Raw genomic sequence first — 17323 nt, forward strand, 5'->3', positions numbered from 1 at the left:
TTTCACGACGTAATCTCCTGCCTGTTGGCTTCTGGATAAAGTGGCCAAGCCGTCAAGCGGCCGATGCAGGAACTATACGCAGATTCGGTTCCGGACTTCAGAGCCATTCGCTGCAATTCATAGGGGCCAATTTCGATGTGCCTCAAGCAACCGTATCGCGGTCGATCGCGGCGTTACGCACCAGTTCGAGCAATCTGCTTAGGGCCGCTGACCGATTGTTGGCGCGGCGCACCATCAGGAGATCGAGATAGGGCGGCTCGCGGTCCAGCGGCCGGCAACAGATCGACTCTCCCGCCAACGCCGACACATAGGCCGGAAGCAAGGCATAGCCGAGATTCATGCGCACCAGGTTCAAATTAAGCAGAACATTTGACGCGACCTGGATGACCCGGCGATGAAGCGCGTGCTTTGTGCAGTATTCCTCTACTACCGAATAGAGTTGACCGGAAAATTGCGGGTCGCTGCTGATGAATGCTTCGCCATCGAGCATTTCAGGCGCAATACGTTCGAGTTTCGCCAACGGGTGCGCAGTCGGCAATAGGACGACCAAAGGCTCGGTCAATACCACTTCGCTAGCCAATTCCGCGGAATGCACGGGTCTGCGCATGAACGCCACGTCAATTTCGTCAGCAAGCAATGCCTCTTCCTGCTCGGCGGTCGGCAGGCTGCGCAGCGTGACGTTCAATTGTGGGAGGTCGGTAGCTAGCTGGTGCAGAATGGTCGGGAAGATCCTGGCTTCTGCCGCAGGCACAAAACCTATCGTTACCCCACGGTCTCGGCGCCGGGCGGCATCGAGCGTTCTCGAGACGGTTCTGCCCGCTTGTGCCAACGTGACTCGCGCCTCGGCGAGAAAGACCTTGCCGGCTTCGGTCAACTCGACTTTTCTGTTCGTGCGTTCGAGCAACTGCACACCGAGCTCGTTTTCAAGATCTCGAATTCGCTGACTTAGTGCTGGTTGCGCGGTATGCAACAGCAAAGCGGCACGGGTGAAATTCAACTCGTCGGCTACTGTGACGAAGTAGCGCAAATGTCGGAGTTCCATGCGCAGATACCCTTCCAATATGGTCTCACATGAGACTATTTCGGTATTGTACATGCCGATCGGCTCCTGCGATTATTTCTCAACGGCTTTGCTATTGAGTCGATAAATCAGCAGGAGGAGATAAGACAAATGGCTGTAACAGTGGATTTTGACGCCCTGATCGATGCGCGCAATGGCACTATCAGCCCGTCGATTTATACCGACCCCGCCATCTATGAACTGGAGCTGGCACGCGTCTTTGGCCGCTGTTGGCTGTTCCTCGCACATGTAAGCCAGATTCCCAAAGCTGGCGACTTCTTCAACACGTACATGGGTGAAGACCCGGTTGTCGTTGTGCGTCAGAAAGACGGGGCGGTCAAGGCATTCCTCAATCAGTGTCGCCATCGCTCTATGAGAGTCAGCTTCGCCGACTCGGGCAATACCCGCGCTTTTACCTGTCCTTATCACGGCTGGTCGTACGGCGTCGATGGAGCGCTCGTCGAAGTGCCGCTTGAGGAGCGCGCCTATCCGCACGGCCTGTGCAAACATAAGCTGGGTCTGCAGGAAGTCCCCCGCATGGCTATCTACAAGGGGCTGATATTCGGCAACTGGGATATCACGGCGCCGGGTCTGGAAGAGTACATGGGCGATATCGCGTGGTACTTGGACGGCGTGCTTGATCGCCGTGAGGGCGGCACGGAGATCATCGGCGGGGTGCATAAGTGGGTGATCGACTGCAACTGGAAGTTCCCAGCGGAACAGTTCACGAGCGACCAGTATCACGCACTCTTTTCACATGCGTCCGCTGTACAGGTACTGGGCGCGAAGCCGGACAGTATCGACAGGGCACTTGGTGGCGGTCAGACCGCCCGGCCCGTTTGGGAAACCGCGAAAGATGCGATCCAGTTCGGTCAGAACGGCCATGGCAGCGGCTTCTTCTTCACTGATCAGCCTGACGCGAACGTGTGGGTCGACGGCGACGTTTCGCAATACTTCCGGGATACCTATTCGGAAGCCGAGCAGCGTCTGGGCAAAGTTCGCGCGTTGCGACTTGCGGGGCACAACAATATGTTCCCGACAATGTCCTGGCTGAACGGCACCGCGACGCTGCGCGTTTGGCATCCGCGTGGGCCGAACCAGGTCGAAGTGTGGGCTTTCTGCATTGCCGACAAGGATGCGTCCGACGACGTCAAGGCGGCATTCGAGCGAAGCGCAACCCGCGCCTTCGGTCCGGCAGGGTTTCTCGAACAGGACGATTCGGAGAACTGGGTGGAGATCCAGAAGGTGCTGCGTGGTCAACGCGCGAAGAAAACCCGCTTGTGCGTGGAAATGGGATTGAACAACGAACGCATCCGTGACGACGGAATTCCTGGCATCACCAATTACATCTTTTCCGAAACCGCGGCCCGAGGCATGTACCGGCGCTGGGCGGATCTGATGATGTCGGACACATGGGAAGAAGTACAACAGCGGACGCGCCAGTTCGAGCAGGAGGTCATGAAGTGAGTGTCGACGCCGGTATTCGCCATGAATGCGTGTCCCTCGCGCTGCATCACGAGATCTCGCAGTTCCTGTACCACGAGGCGGCCCTGCTTGACGACTGGCGCTTTCGCGACTGGCTGGCACTGCTCTCGGAAGACATCAGCTATACGATGCGGACCGTGACCAATGCACAGACCCGGGACCGCCGCCGTAGTGTCCAGCCGCCGAGCACATGGATCTTCAACGACACCTGGCATCAACTCGAGCGCCGCATTGCCCGCCTTGAAACGGGCATGGCGTGGGCCGAAGAGCCGCCCTCGCGAACTCGCCATCTGGTAACCAATATTCAAGTGAAGCAAGGCGAGCACGAGGACGAATTCGACGTTCGTCTGAACTACCTCCTGTACCGGGCGCAGAAGGAACGCGACGAAACCTTCTATGCGGGTATGCGCCACGACCGTTTGCGCAGGTGTGCTAATGCCGACGGCTGGCAGGTGTGCCGCCGCGAGATCGCACTTGATCAGGTGGTACTGGCTTCCCATAACCTCAGTGTTCTTTTCTAATCATGGTCCGTATTTTCGTGTGTAAAAAGGGTTCGCTGGGCGAAGGCGAAACGATCAAGCTCGAGAAGGCGCCGATTGCCGTTGTGAACTCCGGCGGCAGTCTGTATGCGGTCGGCGATCGATGTAGTCATGGAAATGCTTCGATGTCAGAAGGATATGTCGAGGACGACGGGACGATCGAATGTCCGCTGCATTCGGCGCGATTCTGTCTAAAAACTGGCGCGGCGCTGTGCCAACCGGCGACCGTGCCGCTAGCGACCTATCCGGTGGTCACGGATGGCGATAGGATATTTGTCGACTTTTCCGGGGTGCTGCTGTGAGATGGCTCGATAGCGAAGTTGCACTGATTACCGGAGGGGGTTCCGGGCTGGGACTGGCTCTGGTCGAACGCTTTCTGGAAGAGGGCGCGCACGTTGCGGTGCTCGAGCGTTCAGTGGAGAAAGTCGATGCGTTGCGCGCGCGCTTCGGCGATGCCGTCGTCGCGGTCCAGGGGGACGTGTGCCGCAATGAAGACAATGCGCGCGCCGTTGCGGCGGCGCTCGACAGGTTCGGCAAGCTCGATTGTTTCGTCGGCAACGCCGCGGTTTGGGATCACGCAGCCCGTTTGATGGATCTGACGCCTGAACAACTGGACGATGGGTTCGACGAGCTGTTCTCGATCAACGTCAAAGGCTATCTGCTTGGCGCGAAAGCTGCCGCGCCGGCGTTGATCGCGTCGCAAGGCAGCATTATTTTCACGCTTTCGAATTCGTCGTTCTATCCTGGAGGCGGTGGTCCGCTGTACACGGCAAGCAAGCATGCCGCGACGGGGCTGATCCGGGAACTGGCCTACGAGCTCGCACCGAAGGTGCGGGTGAACGGCGTCGGTCCATGCGGCATGGCGAGCGATCTGCGGGGTCCCGCATCGCTCGGTCAGGATGGTTTGCGCATCATGGATTCGCGCACGCCGGAAGCCATCGCCAGCATTTTGCCATTGCAGTTCTTTCCGCAAGCCGCGGATTTTACTGGGCCCTTCGTGCTGCTCGCGTCTCGGGCGAACAACCGCACGCTCAGTGGCGTCATGATCAATGCGGATGCCGGACTCGGCATTCGTGGCATTCGTCACGCCGCCGGCGGTTTGCACCTGTAGGTTTCGGATGACATGCGCCGATAAAAGATGAATCGCCGGGTTGGCTCGACCTGCAACCGCGGCGGCAGAAAGTGAGACTGAGCCATGAACAAAGCTGTTTTCGTGATTGTCGGTGCTGGCCAGGCTGGCGCCGTGGCGGCAGCCGAATTGCGCCGGAACGGCTTCAACGGCCGAGTTGTACTGATCGGCGACGAGCCGCATGCGCCGTATGAGCGGCCTCCGCTTTCGAAAGAACTGCTGCTGCACCCGGAGACCGCCCGCTGTCAGCTGTTTCCGGATGATTTTTATGCAGAGCACAACATCGAGGTCAGACTCGGCACGCGGGTAACGGCGATCGACCCCGCTGCCAGGCATGTCTCGCTGAACAATGGCGAGACTTTGCCATTCGACAGGCTGCTGCTCGCGACCGGTGCGACGGTTCGCCGTCTGCCGCTACTGGATCAGCTGGGCGAGGACATCTACACGTTGCGCACGCTCGACGACGCGCGCGTGCTTCAGTCGGTCATAAAGCGCGGGCGACGCATCGTGCTGGTCGGGGGCGGCGTTGTCGGACTCGAACTCGCGTCGAGTGCGATCGATCTCGGCGCACACGTCACGATCGTGGAGCAGGCTCCAATGGTGATGGGGCGTTGTTCGCCTGCCATTCTTAACGAATACCTGTGCAAGGTGCATTCAGAGCGCGGCGCCGTGCTTCATATCGGTACCGCAGTGACGCACGCTTGCCGTGACAACGGCGAAATCGCGTTGACTCTGGCAGACGGCACACGGGTCACGGGCGATGCCATCGTCTATGGCATTGGGGTCGAGCCTGACACGAGCCTCGCGAGCGCGGCCGGTCTGGAAGTGGATAACGGTATCCTGGTCGACGAACGCGCACGGACCTCGCATCCGGCCATCTATGCCGCGGGTGACGCGGCCAAACAGTGGGATCCGCACACGGGCCACTATCGTCGCCTCGAAACGTGGGAGAACGCAAACAGGCAGGCTGTCGCCGCCGCTAAGTCGATGATGGACATCGACGCGGACAAGGTCGGCGCTCCCTGGTTCTGGACTGATCAGTGCGGATTGAATATCCAGTTTGCCGGCGATATGACGGGTGCGCAATGGATCGTCCGCGGCACGATGGGCGAGCCCGGGTTCATGTTGCTCGGGGTGTGCGATGACAGACTGGTCGCCGCGGTCATGGTGAACCGGCCGCGCGACATGCGCAGCGCCAGAATGCTGATCGATAAGCAGGTCCGTCTTGCGCCGGAGTCCTGGCGGGATTCTCAGCAAAGCCTTCGATCGTTGCTGAACGGCGGGTAAAAGACAGACTGAGGAGGCCCGTGAGCGTCACACTGAAATGCCTGTCGCACACGCCGCTGCGTGGATTGAACGACCCAGGCGCCAAGATCGTCGCTGAAGTCGATGCGGTAATTGCCAACGCGCGGGCCGAAGTCGAGGCCTTCGATCCAGAGTTGATCGTGTTATTCGCAACCGATCACTTCAATGGCCTGTTTTACGATCTGATGCCGCCGTTCGTGATCGCTACCGCCGCCGAATCGGTCGCCGACTATCTGACGTTGCCCGGTCCGTTGTCGATTCCTCAGGAGTTGGCGTTGCAAATGGCACGCTTCATTCTCGACAGCGACGTGGACATTGCGCTTTCGCATCGCTTGCAGGTCGATCACGGCTGCACGCAGGTGCTCGAGGAGATGAGCGGTAGTCTGACCCGCTATCCGGTGATTCCCATCGTCATCAATTCCGTGGCGCCGCCGTTTGCGCCTTATCGTCGGATCCGCCGGCTCGGTGAGGCGGTCGGCCGCTTTGTGGCAAAGCTCGATCGGCGGGTGTTGATCGTCGGCACCGGCGGACTGTCGCACGAGCCGCCGGTGCCCATGCTGTCCAGCGCGTCGGAGGACGTCGCCGAGTTTCTGATCGGTGGGCGTAACCCGACACCGGACGCCCGTGCTGCCCGCCAGGCGCGCACGATCGCGGCCGGTAAAGTCTACGGCACCCCGGCAAGTCCGCAGACCCCGCTGAACCCGGTGTGGGACCAGGCATTCATCGACATGCTGATTCAGGGACGCCTCGCTGAAGTCGACGACTTCGACATCGAGGACATTTCGAACCAGGCAGGCCGATCGGCGCACGAAATCCGTACTTGGGTTGCGGCCTTCTCGGCATTCGCAGTGTGCGGCAAGTACACCGCCCGCAACGTGTATTACAGGGCGATCAATGAATGGATCGCCGGTTACGGCGTGCTCAGCGCGGAGCCGGTTTGATACACATTGGTCTCTATTCCACGCCGGTCGTACCGACCGTCTCACCCGCATACAAAAAGGGAACGTGAACATGACCGCCAGTAGCCCGGCATTGGGCGAAGCCTCCACCAGCAAATTCGTCAGCATCGATGTCGATGGCCAGAATTTGCGGATTCACTATAACGATACTGTCGAGGGTGCCGAGCCCCTGGTGATGTTGCATGGCTCGGGTGCGGGCGCGAGTGGTTGGGCAAACTTCAGCCGCAACGTCGATTTTTTCGCCGACGCCGGTTACCGCGTGGTCCTGATGGACTGCCCGGGCTGGGGCAAGAGCGACACGATCATCTGCGCCGGGTCACGCTCCGAACTGAATGCGCGCGCACTAAAGTGCTTGCTCGATGCGATTGGTATCGACGAGCCCGTGGATATCGTGGGTAATTCGATGGGCGCGCACAGCGCGGTCGCGTTCGCTCTCGCCAATTCGCAGCGGGTCAATAAACTGGTGCTGATGGGTGGGGGCACCGGTGGGCCTAGCCTGTTCCAGCCGATGCCGCTCGAGGGTATCAAACTGCTGCAGGGCGTGTATCGGGAGCCCACCTTCGAGAACCTGAAGAAGATGCTCGACGTCTTCATGTACGACGCGAGTCGCTTGACCGACGAACTGATTCAGGCCCGTCTGGATAACACCTTGGCTCGCCGCGACCATCTCGAGAATTTTCTCGCGAGTCTCGCCGCCAATCCGCGGCAGTTCCCCGATGTCGGACATCGACTGGCTGAAATATCCGCCCCGGCTCTAGTCATCTGGGGCCGCGACGACCGGTTCGTACCGCTCGACATGGGGTTGCGTCTGGTATGGGGCCTGCAAAACGCCTCACTGCATATCTTCAACCGCTGCGGTCACTGGGCCCAATGGGAGCATGCGGAGAAGTTCAATCGCATGGTTCTCGACTTCCTGAGCCACTGAGTCAGATTAGCGCCACGAGGGAGGAGCAGTTCATGGCATCAAAACAAGACGTAGCCAATGCGTTTGTCCCGGAGGAGGGCACGGTCAACCTCGGCGGTATCGATGCACTGGTGCGCTTGACGCTCGATCAGGTACGCGCCGACCGGCGCCGGGGTTTGAAGACAGGCATGTTCGTCTCGGGCTATCGCGGTTCGCCGGTGGGCATGCTCGACGCCTCACTGATCAGGCAGCAGAAGCTGTTGCTGGAGCATCACATACATTTTGTCGACGGCATCAACGAAGACCTCGCCGCAACTGCTGTGTGGGGCACGCAAATGCTGCACACGGTCGGCAAGGAGAAATTCGACGGTGTGACCGGCATGTGGTACGGCAAGGCACCGGGCGTCGATCGGAGCGGCGACGCACTCAAGCACGCAAACTATACCGGCATCGGCAAGAACGGCGGGGTGCTGGCGGTGGTCGGCGACGACCCGAATTGCAAAAGTTCGTCGTTATGCAGTCAGTCCGAACCGATGCTGTTTCACCTCGGCATGCCTTCGCTCTACCCCGGCGACGTGCAGGAGATTCTCGACCTCGGGCTGCACGGCTACAACATGTCGCGCCTCTCGGGCCTGTGGGTCGGACTGAAGATCGTCACCAACGTGGCCGACGGTTCCGGCACCGCGAATGTGTCTCCGGAGCGGCTCAACTTCGTGACGCCGGACCTCATGTTCGACGGCAAGCCGTTTGCGCCGAACATGAACTTGGGCATGAATGTGCGCGCCGAGGCGCTGGAAATGGAGCAGTCGCTTTACACCCGCCGGCTGGAAGTGGCGAAGCGCTACGCACGCGAGAACCGCCTCAACAACGTTGTGTTTGAAAACCCGGATGCGTGGCTCGGCATCGTCACAGCCGGGAAAACGTATCACGACTTGCGTCAGGCTTTTCTCGAACTGGGACTGGACGATGCGGCGCTGCGCCGTCATGGCATCCGGATCCTGAAGATGGGGATGCTGTTTCCGATGGAGCCGACGGTCGTACGAGAGTTTGCGCAAGGGCTGGAGGAAATTTTCGTCATTGAGGAGAAGCGGCCGTTCCTGGAGATGTTCGCCAAAAACGTACTGTACGGTATGGCCAACGCGCCGCGCATCGTCGGCAAGTTCGACGAAGAGGAGAAGGAACTGCTGCCGCATTACGGCGAGTTTGAGTCGGACGTGATCGGCCGTGCGCTGCTCAAGCGCCTGTCACGCAAGGGTCGCGTCGAATCGGCGGAGGCGTGGCTCGCGCGGCTGGACGAAATCCATGCGCGCAACAGGTTGCCCACGGCGGTGCGCACGGCATGGTACTGCTCGGGATGTCCGCACAACAGCTCGACCCAGGCGGTGGAGGGTAGCATTGTTTCGGCGGGGATCGGTTGCCACACGATGGCGATGTGGATGGATCGCAACGTGGTGATGGGCACCCACATGGGCGCGGAAGGGGCGCAGTGGATCGGCATGGCGCCGTTCACCGAGGCGAAGCACATATTCCAGAACATGGGCGATGGCACCTACGCCCACTCGGGGAGCCTGGCGATCCGCTATGCCGCGTCGACGAACGCGCACATCACCTTCAAGCTGCTGCGCAATGCGCATACGTCGATGACCGGCGGTCAGGCGATCATGGGTGCGCATCCGGTGGCCGACATGGTTTCGGACTTGCTCGCCAACGGCGTCAAGAAGGTGATCGTCACGACCGACACGCCCGAAGCGTACGAACAGGTGACGCTGACGGGCGGCACCGAGGTGTGGCATCGTGACCGCCTCGATGAGGCGCAACGTGCGCTGGCGGCGATCGAAGGCACCACGGTGCTGATCCACGACCAGGAATGCGCGGCCGAGTTGCGTCGTGCGCGCAGCCGCGGCAAGGCCGAGGAACCGGCTGAAGTCACGGTGATCAACGAGCGCGTGTGCGAGGGCTGCGGCGATTGCGGCGAGAAGTCGAACTGCATGAGCGTGGAACCGGTGGCGACCGAGTTCGGCCGCAAAACGCGCATTCATCAATCGTCCTGCAATAAGGACTTTTCCTGCATCAGGGGATTCTGTCCGTCGTTCCTGACCGTCACGCCTATTGCCGAAGCGGTTCAGGGCGATGCACCGAAGAAGAAAAAGAAGAGCCGCATTCCGGCGCTCGAGCGGACGTTGCCCGATCCGGTGTTCAAGGTCGATGCGAGCTTCGGCTTCGGCGTGCACATCATGGGTATTGGCGGCACCGGCTCGGTGACGGTGGCGGCGACGATCGCCAACGCCGCGCGCCTCGAAGGCAAGCATGTGATCGGCCTCGATCAGACGGGCCTCGCGCAGAAAGGCGGCGCGGTGATCTCCGACATCAAGGTCACGAACGCGCCGTTCGACGGCTCGAACAAGATCTCCGACGGTCGCGCGGATCTGTACCTGGGCTTCGACATCCTGAATGCCACCGACCCGAAGAATCTCGACAAGTGTCATCCCGAGCGGACGATCGCGGTGGTTTCGACCACGCAGACTCCGACGGGCCAGATGGTCTCGAACCGGCATGTGCAGTTCCCGGCGCTCAACGGACTGACGGGCGGCATCGAGCGGGTGACGCGCAAGGCCGACAACGTGTTCCTCGACGGCCAGGTGCTGGCTGAAGGGCTGTTCGGCGACAGCATGGCCACCAATCTGTTCATGGTGGGAGTTGCTTACCAGGCGGGCACGCTTCCGCTGAAGAGCGATTCGATCGAGACGGCGATCCGGCAGGCCGGTGTCGGTGTCGAGATGGGGCTGGCCGCGTTCAGATGGGGCCGCATGGCGGTGGTCGACCGCGCCTTCGTGCAGACGGAAATCGCCAAGGGCCGAGCGCCGGTGGGCGTACTCACGTCAGCCCCGCAGCTTGCGCCGGCGGCGCGGGCCATCGTCGACGCGGTGGGTGCACAGGGCGAGGTGCGCCGTCTGCTCGAAGTGCGTGTGCCGGAACTGATGGCTTACCAGAACACCGGCTACGCGAGACGCTACGCCGAGGTGGTGAAGAGGGTGCTCGCAGCGGAAAAGCGCGTCGCAGGCGGCAAGAGCGAACTTGCGGAAGCGGCTGCGCGCTATCTGTACAAGCTCATGGCCTACAAGGATGAATACGAGGTAGCGCGGCTGCATACGGACCCGGCGTTTCTCGAAACGCTGCGCACGCAGTTCAAGGGGGGCTACACGGTGAAGTTCAATCTGGCGCCACCGCTGATCGCGAAGCGCGATCCGGTGAGCGGCGAGCTGCGCAAGAGCGAGTACGGACCATGGGTACTGTCGGTGTTCAAGGTGCTGGCAAAGATGAAGGTCCTGCGCGGCACCAAGCTCGACGTTTTTGGCAAGACCGACGAACGTCATCAGGAACGGCAATGGATCGAGGACTACACGAAATTACTCGACGAGATCGCAGCCGGACTGAGCGTCGACAATCATGCGGCTGCGGTGGCGTTAGCCAGCGTGCCCGATGAAATTCGCGGCTATGGCCACGTGAAGGAGAAGAGTTTCGCCGCCGCGAGAAAACTGCAGGAGCAGCGTCTGCAGGCATTCCGCAGCGCGCGGCCGGTGGAAGTGGCGGCATGAAGCATGAGAAGGCGGAGGCACGCGTGTGAAAACTGCCACGAGGCACCGGTGAACAGCCGGGCTTCCGACAGGCAGCAATACTCAACCAGAGACCATGCATGAATCAACTTGACGGCTATGACATCGAAGACCTGAGGATGGGCATGAGCGCCTCGTTCGCCAAGACGATCACCGAAGCGGACATTGTGCTGTTCGCGGCGGCCTCGGGTGACAACAACGCGGTGCACATCAACGAGGAATTTGCGCAGACCACCCAGTTCAAGGGGCGCATCGCGCACGGCATGCTGAGCGCGAGCGTGATTTCCGCGGCGATTGCCGGACGCCTGCCAGGCCCGGGGACCGTCTATCTGGGGCAGAACCTGCGCTTCAAGGCACCGGTGCGGCCTGGGGATACGGTCCACGCCACGGTCACGGTGAAAGAGATCTTCGCGGAGAAACGCCGCGTGTCGCTGACCACCGTTTGCACGGTGGCGGGCAAGGTGGTTATCGAAGGAGACGCGCTCGTCATGCCCACCTCTCGTGAAAACGCAATTCGCTGAACGTCTCTACAGAAATCTATGAGGAGAGCACCATGAGCGAAAAGGAAAGTGATTTGAATCCGTTCGCTGGACTGACCAAACTGCTCGATCAGTTCAACGTTCCGGGGCTGGACATGGGGCCGATCATCGATGCCCGCCGCAAGGATGTCGATGCGTTGGTCGCGGCCAACCGGACGGCCTATGAGTCGATGCAAACGGTCGCGCGCAAACAGACCGAGATTCTCACGCAGATCATGCAGGGAATTCAGGATTCCTTCACAGTCGCGGCAACCGACTCAGGGATCGCGCCCGACCTCGGAGCCCGGGTCGAGCAGGCGCACAGCGTGTACAAGAAGGCGCTTGCCGACATGGTGGAACTCTCGGAGTCAGCCCGCAAGTCGCAGGTCGAGGCAATGACGGGTATTGCGCACCGGGCTACGGAAAGTCTGCAGGAAATGAAGTCCCTGTTGCGCGTCAAGTAGCGGTCATACCCCGAGCGTTGACCAGCTATCAGCCAACGCGTGCGCCGCCCGCATTGGCCGCCAGGCAGACGCGCGACGTTCGGTGCGTACACCTGCCGGACGGGGCTCGCGCTATCGTTGCCGGCAATTGAATTCATCAAGAGACCACATGACTCGACGCGACTATCCGCAGGTAACTGAATCGATCGCTTTCGGCAGGACGCGACATGCCTCGGCCGAACCAGACCTGGCGACGAGGCGTCGGGCTCTTGTCGGTAGCGCAATCGGCAGCGCGGTCGAGTGGTACGACTATTTCCTATATGGAACGATGGCGGGGATCGTGTTTGGCCCACTGTTCTTTCCGAGTACCGATCCGAACGTCAGTCTGATGCTTTCGTTTGCGTCGTTCGCCTTGGCGTTCGTGGTCCGTCCTGTCGGCGGCATTGTGTTCAGCCATATTGGCGATCGCATTGGCCGGAAAAAGACTCTTGTCGTGACGCTGTCCCTGATGGGCGGCTCGACCATGCTGATCGGCTTTCTTCCGCAATATGCGGCGATCGGCAATTGGGCGCCGATTCTATTGACGGTGCTCCGACTGATTCAGGGGCTCGCGTTGGGTGGCGAGTGGGGCGGAGGGCTTCTGCTGGCCGTCGAATACGCGCCGAAGAGCCGGCGCGGCCTCTACGGCGCGGTGCCGCAGACGGGCGCGCTGTTCGGTCTCGGGCTGGGCTCGCTCGCGGCTTCCGTGACGAGTTCGGTATTCACCGATGCGCAGTTCCGAGGTTTCGGCTGGCGCATTCCGTTTGTCCTATCGTTCGTCCTCGTGTTGATCGGTCTGTGGATTCGCAATCGGGTCGATGAGACGCCCTCGTTCAGGAAAGTAAAAAGCGAAGCGCGGGCCGTCAAAGCCCCGATCGTCGAGACGCTTAAACATCACTGGCGTGCCGTGCTGATCACCATCGGCGCGAAATTCATCGAGACCTCGACGTTCTTTATCTTCGCCACTTTCACTATCTCGTACGCCGCGCGGCTCGGTTACAGCAGGGGAGACATCCTGAATGCCGTGCTGCTCGCCGCGGTCCTCGCGATTCCGGCGATGCTGTTTTTCGGCAGCCTGTCGGACCGTATCGGCCGCAAGAAGGTTTATATCGGCGGGGTGATCCTGATGGCAATCTATGCAGGTCCGTACTTCTGGCTGCTGTCGCACAAGTCCGTGCTGCTTCTGAACGTCGCCTGCATCGTTGGCTTCAGCATCATCTGGTCCACTTACGGGTCGGTGCTCGGCACGCTGTTCGCCGAGAGCTTCAGCGCCAATGTGCGCTACACGGGAATCTCGCTGGGTTACCAGATCGGTGCGGCGCTCGTGGGCGGTCCGGCGCCCCTGATCGCGACCGCGTTGCTGGTTGCCTTCAACGACCATTACGCACCGGTTGCCATTTTCGTGATCGCCTGCGCCGCTGTCTCGCTGGTGGCCATCTCGTTCGCGAAGGAAATGCGTGGCGTGGATCTCGATGCCTGACGCGAGCCGCGACTCGCGGCTCGCGCGAGATGGCCGATCTCGAGTCGAGCCGCCGCAACACGATCCATTTTTCCGGCACCCCCATCTTTACACCGATGAGACTTGTTCATTCGATCCACGAATTGCGTGGTCAACTGCGCGGCCACGATCGCATCGCTTTCGTGCCGACGATGGGGAATATTCACGAAGGCCATCTCTCGCTGATGCGCGTCGCGCAACAGCATGGGGATCCGGTCGTCGCGAGCGTCTTCGTGAACTGGTTGCAGTTCGGGATAAGCGACCTTCTTCGCACTTTGCTCGGGCCGTCGCCCTTATCGCGGCAAAAACCTTCAGGGTGCCCGTGCCACCCGGTGACCCGGTCTGTTCGGGCGTGACGGGAAAAGATATCCTCGCGGAAAAGCGCCGGGCTGTGCTGACTACGGTGTGTACGGTAGCGGGGAAAGTGGTGATCGAGGGCGATGTGCCCGTGATGCCAACTTCGCGTAAACGTGCGGTTCGCTGACTACTATCGTCCAGAGATGCTTTGGCGGAGACATTGCGCCTGTCGTGGCCGTGTCATGTGTGTTGCACGAATGCAACGATTAGAGCGGAGATTGACGCAGAGACGGTAAAAAGCGCTACGGCTATCGCCAAATCGCCAGGAATTTTCGTATTCATATCAAATCAGTCAGTCTGACAAGACTTTAGAATACGTTCCGTTCGGTAATGACATGTTTAACGATCGATAGATCTGTTCAGGCCATTCTTTAAATTTTGAAAACCTTGAACTCAACACTCTTGCATATTGAATCCGGCGATAGAGAAGTTCAATTCATCCGGATGTTTTGTGCGGTTTATACCCATCGAGACTGGCCGGCTCACTCGCGAGTAAAGGCCGTACGCTCATGGGGATCTCGGACTGCGTGCGGGCAACTTCGGATTCGCGCTCGGGCTTCGGCAACAATGCGGACCGACTCGCGAACAAATCCAATGTCTGCGGTTGCCGCGACGAACAACACTGCGACGAGCTGTCTTCTGTCATAGCGCGTGTTCTGGGGAAAAATATTGAGGGATTTCATTAAGTTTGGACGGATAAAAGAGAGCCACTCTTTCGAGTGGCTCTCTGACTCTGCTTCACTATAGTTGTCCTCCCCGACCCAAGGGGGACAGACAGATTCTAGCCGAGCCTCGGTGAATTAAAGTGAACGGCTACACGAAATTGACGATCGTTAACTAGACGATCGTTAACTAGACGATCGGTGTCCGCGTAATTTTGTTGCTTGCGAAGCGCTGCGCATCAACGCCGCAGTATGGATCCCGGTTTATCTGCCGTAGCTGGTTAGGAATTTCCCGTCCGAATCGAAGGGGCGGTCCACGCCGATCTGGATGTCATCGTGCTTGATCTGATGCTGCCGGGTATCGGTGGTCTACCGGCGCTCAAAGAATTTGCCAGAGTTCGCCCGGAGTTGCCCATCATCATGCTATCTTCGTCGGAAGATCCGCGCAACGCGCGTGAGGCGTTTGCTAACGGCGCGCTGGGTTATGTGCCGAAGTCGTCAAGCCGATATGCGTTGCTTTCTGCAATTAAGATTGTACTTAATGACGACCTATACGTACCCAAACTGCTCGTGGAGCAGCGTTCGGAGAGGAGGTCTACTTTCGCTTCACAAGCTGGGGCTAGCCTGTCGCTCACCGAGCGACAGATAGAGGTTTTGCGCCTTGTAAGCGAGGCGCCGGCCCAACAAGACCATCGCGGCAGAACTGGGACTTTCGGAGAAGACCGTCAAAACTCACATCACTGCAATATTTAAGGCTCTGGACGTGCGCAATCGCACGCAGGCAACAACGGTGGCCCGCGAGGCGGGCCTCATCTAGCGCCACCTCATCGGGATGACGATTTTCCCGTACCATTTGCGATGAGATTAGAGATTGCGGCCCTCAGCTTGCCGCTGGGTACGGCCTTGTAAAGTAGGACAAGCCCGCGAGCCCTTGCCTCCGGCGAGCAATTGGCCACCGTATCGCCAGTAATCAGCATAGCGGGAAAGAATTCATCGTACTGAGCACGTAGCTGGTCGATTGCCTGTAGGCCGGTTTCTCCGTCACGCAGCCGAAAGTCGCAGATTACCAGGTTGGGGCGTGCTGAGAGGATCTCAATAGCCTCCCTCGCCGATCCGGCACCAATTACCCCGTGGCCCCATCCGGTCAGCAAACTGGACATCCCCGATCGAATTGACTGTTCGTCGTCAATTACCACAACGAGTCCCGTCGCGGCCGTACTGAAAATCTCGTCCGGGTCATCTTCGGGGGCGATTGCAGAACTGGTGGCGGCACGATCTATTGACACTTCGAAACACGACCCTTGACTGGGCTACGAGCGCAAAATTAATTTGCATTCGAGTAGATCCGTCAGACGCCGGACAATTGCAAGACCGAGTCCAAGCCCTTTTTCACGGTCCCGCTCGGGATTGCCGAGCTGGTAGTACTCCCGAAATACGCTATCCTGCTTGTCGCGTGGGATTCCTCGCCCTGTGTCCCAAACCTGCATTGCAATAGAGGAGCCTTTAGGCCTGCACGCTACGACAATTCGTCCCGAATCTGTGTAGCGCAGTGCATTTGCCACCAGATTGCGAGCGATACGCTCGATGAGCGCCGGATCTGAATCGACGATCGCGCGGCACCGCACGTAGCTAAGCGAGACGCCTTTGGCGAGAGCGTCGCCTGCATAGTCTTTGCAGACGCGTTCGAGCAACGCGCCTATCGCAAAAGGCCGGCGATGTGCGGCCACCGCGCCTGCATCGAGTCTTGAGATATCCAGGAAATCCCGCTCTGATCCGGCGGTGCGAAAGACGGCCGCTGTGGCGGAGCTCACCATGCGCCAGCTCGTCGTCCACCATCGGGAAAAGGTGTTGCCCTCGCGGGCGGTCAGTACTCGCACGACGCACGAATATCACCTCGACTGTTTTAGCTTGCCCTTGCTCGTGCGCGATCCGGAGCCCGGCGACATCATCGCAATGATTGAGGGCGTGCGCGTATCGATCTCCGAGTAACGAGGCCGCACGCTCGTCGATCTGCGCGTCTGGCATTCGACGGAAACAGGAGAGTTCAATCCGGGCCGCGCCGGCGTGTCACTGCGTCCGGAGCCCGTCGGTCAGGTCATGCAGGCATTGCGCCTCGCCGCTCAGGCTGTGGATCCGAAGGAGATGCGATAGTGCACAGAACCGTTAACTTATACTTACCCGCCAGCAATGGTGCCCGTCGATTCGCACTCAGTTATCGGGTATCGAGAATCCCGGACGTGCTCACGAGCTGCAGAGATGATCCGTATGGATTCGCGAACGAACTGCGTGTGCGCTGCATCTTCAAGAAATGTCGCCAAGGCGTACGGGTTTTGGACTCGCCGAGGATCCATGAAAAGTATGAGGTTCATTTGAATTTCAAAAAAAGAGAGCCACCCCTTCGGGATAGCTTCGAGATTCATCGCGCCAGCCATCTGGCGCACCGAAAAGACCGAACGGATTCTAAGACCGATATCGACCGGGCGCGCAGGTGCACCGGCCTTGATGACATTGGTTAACCATGGATTAGCAATATCTGACAGAATTGAGGTTCACCTGACACACCGAGGAGCCTTGGCTAAACAAACTCCACATTCCTATAAGGGTGTCTTCATTGCCGTTGCAGTAGCCCCTTGATTCTCAGGACACGTGGCACCCCTTAAAGTAAGAGGGAGTCTTGTGACTAGTTTTAAGCCTAGGCAAATCGTGGAAAGCATTGAAGTTCTGACAGAGCCGGAGCGCCGCCGTCGACGTTCGGTCCAGGAGAAAGTGGCCATCGTGCAGGAAACCCTGGAGCCGGGAGCAACGGTTTCA

The 17323-nt window shown here is 59.6% G+C and carries 17 protein-coding genes and 3 pseudogenes; 17 read left to right on the plus strand and 3 right to left on the minus strand.

Features of this window, described 5'->3' with window-relative positions:
* Positions 1 to 142: 142 nt before the first annotated feature.
* Positions 143 to 1096, minus strand: a complete 954-nt coding sequence (locus tag LJ656_RS32905; RefSeq protein WP_230513621.1) for a LysR substrate-binding domain-containing protein — start codon at positions 1094 to 1096, stop codon at positions 143 to 145.
* 75 nt (positions 1097 to 1171) lie between these two features.
* Here LJ656_RS32905 and hcaE point away from each other — a divergent pair, with 75 nt between their 5' ends.
* The 14 genes and pseudogenes from hcaE to LJ656_RS32980 all read left to right on the plus strand — a co-directional run bounded on the left by hcaE (position 1172) and on the right by LJ656_RS32980 (position 15329).
* On the plus strand, positions 1172 to 2527 hold the full coding sequence (gene hcaE, locus LJ656_RS32910; protein WP_230513622.1) for a 3-phenylpropionate/cinnamic acid dioxygenase subunit alpha: 1356 nt from the start codon (positions 1172 to 1174) through the stop codon (positions 2525 to 2527).
* The gene (gene hcaF, locus LJ656_RS32915) at positions 2524 to 3066 is read left to right on the plus strand and encodes a 3-phenylpropionate/cinnamic acid dioxygenase subunit beta (protein ID WP_230513623.1); all 543 of its coding nucleotides are present in this window, start codon (positions 2524 to 2526) and stop codon (positions 3064 to 3066) included. Before hcaE ends, hcaF begins: the two co-directional genes overlap by 4 nt.
* Positions 3067 to 3068: 2 nt before the next feature.
* Positions 3069 to 3386: a 3-phenylpropionate/cinnamic acid dioxygenase ferredoxin subunit gene (hcaC, locus tag LJ656_RS32920; protein WP_230513624.1), complete on the plus strand. Its 318-nt coding sequence runs from the start codon at positions 3069 to 3071 to the stop codon at positions 3384 to 3386.
* Positions 3383 to 4195, plus strand: coding sequence for a 3-phenylpropionate-dihydrodiol/cinnamic acid-dihydrodiol dehydrogenase (hcaB, locus tag LJ656_RS32925; protein WP_230513625.1), 813 nt, complete (start codon positions 3383 to 3385; stop codon positions 4193 to 4195). The genes hcaC and hcaB overlap by 4 nt, the downstream gene beginning before the upstream one ends.
* An 84-nt stretch (positions 4196 to 4279) precedes the next feature.
* Entirely contained in the window at positions 4280 to 5500 is a 1221-nt protein-coding gene (gene hcaD, locus LJ656_RS32930; RefSeq protein ID WP_230513626.1) for a 3-phenylpropionate/cinnamic acid dioxygenase ferredoxin--NAD(+) reductase subunit, read from the plus strand.
* A gap of 20 nt (positions 5501 to 5520) precedes the next feature.
* Positions 5521 to 6459 carry a 3-carboxyethylcatechol 2,3-dioxygenase gene (locus LJ656_RS32935; RefSeq protein ID WP_230513627.1) on the plus strand — a complete coding sequence of 313 codons (939 nt, stop codon included), beginning with the start codon at positions 5521 to 5523 and terminating at the stop codon, positions 6457 to 6459.
* Positions 6460 to 6529: 70 nt separating this feature from the next.
* Positions 6530 to 7402, plus strand: a complete 873-nt coding sequence (locus tag LJ656_RS32940) for an alpha/beta fold hydrolase (RefSeq protein WP_230513628.1) — start codon at positions 6530 to 6532, stop codon at positions 7400 to 7402.
* Positions 7403 to 7434: 32 nt separating this feature from the next.
* The gene (locus LJ656_RS32945; protein ID WP_230513629.1) at positions 7435 to 10977 is read left to right on the plus strand and encodes an indolepyruvate ferredoxin oxidoreductase family protein; all 3543 of its coding nucleotides are present in this window, start codon (positions 7435 to 7437) and stop codon (positions 10975 to 10977) included.
* Positions 10978 to 11075: 98 nt separating this feature from the next.
* Positions 11076 to 11516: a MaoC family dehydratase gene (locus LJ656_RS32950; RefSeq protein WP_230513630.1), complete on the plus strand. Its 441-nt coding sequence runs from the start codon at positions 11076 to 11078 to the stop codon at positions 11514 to 11516.
* 32 nt (positions 11517 to 11548) lie between these two features.
* On the plus strand, positions 11549 to 11977 hold the full coding sequence (locus LJ656_RS32955; protein WP_230513631.1) for a phasin family protein: 429 nt from the start codon (positions 11549 to 11551) through the stop codon (positions 11975 to 11977).
* Between the two features lie 148 nt (positions 11978 to 12125).
* A complete protein-coding gene (locus LJ656_RS32960) occupies positions 12126 to 13475 on the plus strand; it encodes an MFS transporter (RefSeq protein WP_230513632.1) in 1350 nt (449 codons plus the stop codon).
* 95 nt (positions 13476 to 13570) lie between these two features.
* Positions 13571 to 13747 (plus strand): annotated as a pseudogene (locus LJ656_RS32965) (pantoate--beta-alanine ligase); the annotation flags it as partial.
* A 1101-nt stretch (positions 13748 to 14848) separates the two neighbouring features.
* Positions 14849 to 15265, plus strand: a complete 417-nt coding sequence (locus LJ656_RS32975) for a response regulator (protein WP_230513633.1) — start codon at positions 14849 to 14851, stop codon at positions 15263 to 15265.
* Positions 15216 to 15329, plus strand: a complete 114-nt coding sequence (locus LJ656_RS32980) for a response regulator transcription factor (protein ID WP_230513638.1) — start codon at positions 15216 to 15218, stop codon at positions 15327 to 15329. The genes LJ656_RS32975 and LJ656_RS32980 overlap by 50 nt, the downstream gene beginning before the upstream one ends.
* 7 nt (positions 15330 to 15336) lie before the next feature.
* On the opposite strand, the gene LJ656_RS35195 is transcribed toward LJ656_RS32980, so the two are convergent.
* Positions 15337 to 15798: a response regulator gene (locus tag LJ656_RS35195; protein WP_425606060.1), complete on the minus strand. Its 462-nt coding sequence runs from the start codon at positions 15796 to 15798 to the stop codon at positions 15337 to 15339.
* Positions 15799 to 15822: 24 nt separating this feature from the next.
* A complete protein-coding gene (locus tag LJ656_RS32985; RefSeq protein ID WP_230513634.1) occupies positions 15823 to 16326 on the minus strand; it encodes a sensor histidine kinase in 504 nt (167 codons plus the stop codon).
* Here LJ656_RS32985 and LJ656_RS32990 point away from each other — a divergent pair.
* From LJ656_RS32990 to LJ656_RS35025, 3 genes and pseudogenes are all read left to right on the plus strand, one after another.
* On the plus strand, positions 16325 to 16501 hold the full coding sequence (locus LJ656_RS32990) for a hypothetical protein (protein ID WP_230513635.1): 177 nt from the start codon (positions 16325 to 16327) through the stop codon (positions 16499 to 16501). The genes LJ656_RS32985 and LJ656_RS32990 overlap by 2 nt on opposite strands.
* Before the next feature lie 12 nt (positions 16502 to 16513).
* Positions 16514 to 16663, plus strand: a pseudogene (locus LJ656_RS32995) (PC4/YdbC family ssDNA-binding protein); the annotation flags it as partial.
* Positions 16664 to 17188: 525 nt separating this feature from the next.
* A pseudogene (locus tag LJ656_RS35025) lies at positions 17189 to 17323 on the plus strand (IS3 family transposase); the annotation flags it as partial.

The sequence above is a fragment of the Paraburkholderia sejongensis genome, assembly GCF_020880815.1.
Classification (GTDB): domain Bacteria; phylum Pseudomonadota; class Gammaproteobacteria; order Burkholderiales; family Burkholderiaceae; genus Paraburkholderia; species Paraburkholderia sejongensis.